General features: G+C 61.5%; 5 protein-coding genes and 1 pseudogene. 3 read left to right on the top strand and 3 right to left on the bottom strand.

All coding sequences use genetic code 11. From position 1 onward, the window contains the following. Window positions 1–200 (top strand): annotated as a pseudogene (locus NKJ20_RS33840) (hypothetical protein); the annotation flags it as partial. Between the two features lie 264 nt (window positions 201–464). Here NKJ20_RS33840 and NKJ20_RS33835 read toward each other — a convergent pair. Then, window positions 465–851 (bottom strand): hypothetical protein, encoded by a 387-nt coding sequence (locus NKJ20_RS33835; protein ID WP_352749923.1) that lies wholly within the window; start codon window positions 849–851, stop codon window positions 465–467. Window positions 852–1,140: 289 nt separating this feature from the next. Beyond that, window positions 1,141–1,542 carry a hypothetical protein gene (locus NKJ20_RS33830; RefSeq protein WP_352749921.1) on the bottom strand — a complete coding sequence of 134 codons (402 nt, stop codon included), beginning with the start codon at window positions 1,540–1,542 and terminating at the stop codon, window positions 1,141–1,143. 433 nt (window positions 1,543–1,975) lie between these two features. On the opposite strand from NKJ20_RS33830, the gene NKJ20_RS33825 reads away from it, so the two are divergent. Continuing rightward, the gene (locus NKJ20_RS33825) at window positions 1,976–2,575 is read left to right on the top strand and encodes a cupin domain-containing protein (RefSeq protein WP_352749919.1); all 600 of its coding nucleotides are present in this window, start codon (window positions 1,976–1,978) and stop codon (window positions 2,573–2,575) included. Continuing rightward, window positions 2,565–3,053, top strand: a complete 489-nt coding sequence (locus NKJ20_RS33820; RefSeq protein WP_352749918.1) for a hypothetical protein — start codon at window positions 2,565–2,567, stop codon at window positions 3,051–3,053. Before NKJ20_RS33825 ends, NKJ20_RS33820 begins: the two co-directional genes overlap by 11 nt. Before the next feature lie 366 nt (window positions 3,054–3,419). On the opposite strand, the gene tnpC is transcribed toward NKJ20_RS33820, so the two are convergent. After that, the gene (gene tnpC, locus NKJ20_RS33815) at window positions 3,420–4,955 is read right to left on the bottom strand and encodes an IS66 family transposase (protein WP_352749917.1); all 1,536 of its coding nucleotides are present in this window, start codon (window positions 4,953–4,955) and stop codon (window positions 3,420–3,422) included. Window positions 4,956–5,089: the final 134 nt, after the last annotated feature.

Genomic DNA, 5,089 nt, shown 5'->3' with positions numbered 1-5,089 from the left:
AAAGCCATTTCGAGCTCCTGCGCGCCTTTGCCGACGATGCTGTGCTCGCCAAGGCCTCCGCAGCCTTCACCGCGTATCGATACCGCGCGCATGAATTCGGCGATTCCATGCTGCTCAATCGCCAACCGCCGCTTCTATCGCGCGAACGGAACCGTGCCGAGGTGCTCGAGACGAAGCCTCTGCTCGAGGCGTGGCTATGATGTCGGCAGGTTCGGTGGCATTCCGGCCGCACCGCGAACGTCAGCTTCGGAGAAGCGCCGGAAAGGTCGGCAACTGGCGCTCCTTGCTCATTCCACAGCCGGCAGAGTTGACTGCTATTGACCCAGCAGCGATCATAATGATCGCCACCAAATCAGCGTTTGTTCTCCGTTAGCGCTATTTCAACGCGAACCTCTCAACCATGGACGCGATCCGGTCTTTGGCGCATTAAGGAGGCGGACTCCTACACGACGGGGAAGCCGGTCCTATCCTTTCCACATCGTCGAGCGGAGAAGAGCCTGCATGTGCTCTGCCAGGTCGAGCTCACCGCGCGCCTCGATCTTCAAAAGATATCGTGCCTTGGCCCGGCGATCACCTTCCCTGACCGCAGGATAGGCGCATACAGCCAGCAGCGCCCTTTCCTCAGCCCGGCTGGCTCTGTCGTGGTCGTGATTACTGCGATCCATTTCGTGGATCGCCTTGCCGAACGCAGCGTACATTGCCTTGTGCGCCTTGATCAGCGCTCGCAGATCGCTGGACGGTTCCCGGTCCCGGCGTCGCGGCTCTGCGGCGAGAGCTGTTGCCGCAACCGTCGAGGCGATAACGGCGCTGCCGGCGTTGAGAAGCAAGGCGCGGCGATTGATCCTGGACATGGTGAACTCTCCTCTTCACTTCACGGCAGGCTGCCAGATCGGTGTCGTAACACCGGCCGGCCGCGCTCTCACGCTAGCATGACAGTCAGCGCATTCGTGTCAGGATGAACGGTACCGTTGGACGCGTTCCAGCTAGGGGCAGGGCTAGGGCGACGGCGGCGATCGCATCTCGCGAGGCATTTCGATCGATTATTTCCCCTCGGCATCGCCACCAACGAACGGATCGCCATTCTGGCCGTGGTCCGTGGTTGGTGATTGCTCCGACTTCGCTTCGATCATGGGGCGCCGCTCACGCGGCGCCCTCGGCGGCAATGGCTTTCATCACCCTTTCGGCCGCCCATCGTCCGGCCTCGTTAAGACGGCGCTGCCAAGCGCCTTGCGTGTGCGAAATCCTCGGATTCATGCCGATGGAAATGCTGTTCAGCGCTGCCCCGCATCTATGGGGCGGCACGCCGGAGGAAGCGCGCGACAGTATGGAACTCGCAGACAGGTCGTGTCTCTGCCGCACGGCACCAAGCGCGATCTGCTGGCCCTGGTCAAGAAAACGGTGGCGCTGGAGCGTGGTGCGGACGGAGCGGCGGCGGAACCGCAAAAGGGAGAAGAAGGACGTCTTTAGGCGCCTCGCGCTGCGATGAGTGGCGCCGGGCGGGAGCATCACCGCGAGGCATTCATAGGGGTACGCCTTAAGCATCGACCTTCTTAAGCTCCGAGAGCCGCACAAGGCCGTTCTGGCTGCGGAATGTCACTGTCGCATCCGTACTTTGCGCCTGGGCGATCCGGGTGAGGTGATCGATGATTCAAACATAAGCGCGTTTCCGCTGCATCGGCGGCGGAAATTGGTCGAAGGGTATCGCCCGGTCCTAGAATCCAAGAACGGGGAGGACGCGAATGCCTTCCGGCGCAGCACCGCCAGACAATTCTCGTTCAACTCCGGCAGGCACAAGCTGAGCGGCCGACATGCGGGCGCTTCTCTGACTTTCAGTCCTCCTCGCGGTCGCAGCTCAATAGCGGCCGTTCGGCAAAAGGAACAAAGTGCGGTGTCGCTGGTTGAGATTTGTTGAGACCAGAGCGGGAGGCTTTCCCCGCTGCTCTGTCTGACGTCTCGTCCAGCGCAAGGATTCGCCGTGGGCATTCTTGAGAGCCTGAAGAAAGCTACCGAGCAGGCGACGGGTATCGCGCGACCGAGAAAGCAAGAACTCGCCGAATTTGCGAAGGTGAAGAAGCCATTCGAATTTCGGTTCAAGGATGACGGCCTCGTGCCGAACCACCCCTTCTGGCCATTTGTCGTCTATCGTGGCGCCTCGATGGAACAATTTGACTCCGCAGCCGTGCTGGAAGCGCTTTTCGAGGCCAATGGCTGGAGTAGCGGCTGGCGGGACGGCATCTACCACTACGTTCATTACCATTCCCGCAAAAATGAAGTGCTTGGGGTTGCGGGCGGAACCGGCAAGGTTCGGTTCGGGGGCAACAGGGGCCGTACATTGTCCTTGAAGGCCGGCGACATGGCAGTTCTTCCGGCCGGCACCGGTCACCAATGTCTCTCCGAGTCTGCTGGTTTCCTGGTGGTCGGCGCTTATCCCGCATCCGGCGCTTATGACGAATGCACGACAGCGCAGGAACATGAGCGGGCATTACGAACGATTCCCAAGTTGGCCGTTCACGGAAGGACCCGGTCTATGGGAGCAAAGCGCCGCTTGTGTCAGTGTGGAAAAAATGAAGCTTGAAGATGAAGTCCGCCACGTTTCCGAAGAGTTGGACGATGATGTACTGAATGACGCTGTGCGGGCGCTGCATCGTCGGGTGAAGATCGTTCATGATTTCGATATCCCCTACATTGCTGGCTACAGCAAAGATGGCAGGACGATTTATATCGATCGCCATATGCCTCGCACTATGGATTGGAAATCCGCCAAAGTCCGGCTTGCCCCATTCCTGCTAACGCACGAGATCGTTGAAAAGGCGCTCCTAGACGAACTCGGGCTTCATTATCTGCACGCGCATCAAATCGCCCTTCGAGCCGAACGCGAGGCCGTGAAGGCGGCGGGTGTTGGCTGGTCCGCTTACCAGGCCGTCAACAAAAAGAACGAAAAACCGATCTCCGAAGAGAAGCTCAAGAAGATCCCCAAGGATCTTGACCTGACGCCCTACCGCGACATGAGGGACTTTTCAACGCTCGAGCGTCTGCTGAAGGCACAACGATAGTCGGACAGGCCAATGGTCCTCGCTTGCCAGTTCTATGACCGCCGCCTCGCTGCAGAGCCGACGATGGTCTTTGTTAGTTTCGTGCCCGGCCGAAAGTAGGGCTTCAGTCGCAGATGCTAAGGAGGCAGTAGGTTTCCCTGTTCCTTGGCCGCTTCGAGAAACGCCCCGCGACTACTTCGCGTTTATCGATCAAGGCATGCATGGCAGAGCTGCACTGCGCTGAGCCATTTGGGGCCACACTGCTTGGTCCTGTGCAACAGCCGCTCGGCGGCCCGTTCGATGTTGTTGCACTGATAGGCAATGCCACGACGGGCGATCCTTACGGAAACTGGCTTCGGGATTGGCGCTTAATTGTAAGCGCTGTTCTCAGGCCACGGCCTTGAGCTCAGGCGCCCGGATGTAGGCCCAGGGCAGCAAGTCGTCGATCTGGCTGTTCGGATGGCCGTTGACGATCCTGGTGAGGACGTTGGCGAGATAGCCGAGCGGCTCGACACCGTTGAGTTTGCAGGTTTCGATGAGCGATGCGATGACTGCCCAGTGTTCGGCACCGCCGTCCGAGCCCGCGAAGAGCGCGTTCTTGCGGTTGAGCGCGATTGGACGGATTGAGCGCTCGACGGTGTTGCTGTCGATCTCGATGCGGCCGCCGTCGTCAAGGAAGCGCGAGAGGCCTTGCCAGCGCGAGAGCGTGTAGCGGATCGCCTCGGCGAGCTTTGTCTTCTGGCTAATCAGGCCGAGCTTCTCGCGCAGCCAGGGTTCGAGATCGGCGACAATAGCGCGGCTATTTTCCTGACGCATCGCACGGCGTTCATCGGCCGATCGGCCGCGGATATCGTCCTCTATTCTGTAGAGCTCGGCGATCCGTCTCAGCGCCTCGCTGGCGATCGGCGCGGGACCCGCTGTCGCCAGTTCATAGAAGCGTCGGCGCACGTGTGCCCAGCAGAAGGCGAGCGTCACGTCGCTTTTGTCGGCCAGCACGCGATAGCCGCCATAGCCATCGACCTGCAGGATTCCAGTGAAGCCTGCGAGATGAGCGATCGGACGCTCGGCCTTCCGGTCGGGTGCGTAGACATAGGCAACGCCCGGCGGGTCGGCTCCCTGCCATGGCCGATCGTCACGCGCATAGGCCCAGAGCTGCCCGGTCTTGGTCTTGCCTCGGCCGGGATCGAGCACCGGCGCGGTCGTCTCGTCGGCGAAGAGTTTTGGCGAGGACTTCAATTTGCCAAGCAGCCGCTCATGCACCGGACGCAGGTGCCAGGCGGCGCGGCCGACCCAGTCGGCGAGCGTGGAGCGATCGAGATTGATGCCTTGCCGGGCATAGATCTGCGCCTGACGATAGAGCGGCAGGTGATCGGCGTATTTGGAGACCAGGACTTGGGCGACCGTCGCTTCGGTCGGAAGACCACCCTCGATCAGCCGGGCCGGCGCGGCAGCCTGAACGACCACATCCTCACAGGCGCGGCAGGCATATTTGGGCCGCCGCACCACGATCACGCGCAGCTGCGCCGGAACGATGTCGAGCCGCTCGCTCACGTCCTCGCCGATCCGGTGCAGGCCATTGCGACAGCACGGGCAGGCATGGTCCTCGATGTCGACGACCATCTCCGTGCGCGGCAGGTGGGGTGGCAACGCACCGCGGTTCGCCCGGCGCTTCGTGGCCTTTGCTTGGCGCTCGGCGAGAGCAGATTGTTCCTTCGCTTCCTCGCCGGCGGCCTCGATCTGCTCGGCCTCTTCGAGCCCCAGCAGCAATTGATCCTCGGGGAGCGTTTCAGCACGACGGCCGAAGCGGTGGCGCTGCAATTCCTTGATGATCTGGATCAGCCGGGCGTTCTCGACGTCGCGCGCCAGGACCATCGCCTTCAGCGCGTCCGGATCGTCGGGAAGCTGGTCAGCAGTCATCGCCATGACAGGATCAGACCATATTCGCCGACAGCCCGCGACAGCGGAATCCAGGCTGATTCACTTCGTCGCGGGTCAGCCGGCCTGGGCTGGAACGCGGGTCCGGCGCGCCTCATGGACGCGCCGCCAGTCGAGACCTT

Origin of the sequence: Mesorhizobium sp. M0185 (assembly GCF_040322175.1) — a bacterium.
Classification (GTDB): domain Bacteria; phylum Pseudomonadota; class Alphaproteobacteria; order Rhizobiales; family Rhizobiaceae; genus Mesorhizobium.
Note: the sequence above shows the minus strand (reverse complement) of the source record. Positions and strands in the feature narration are given on the sequence as shown.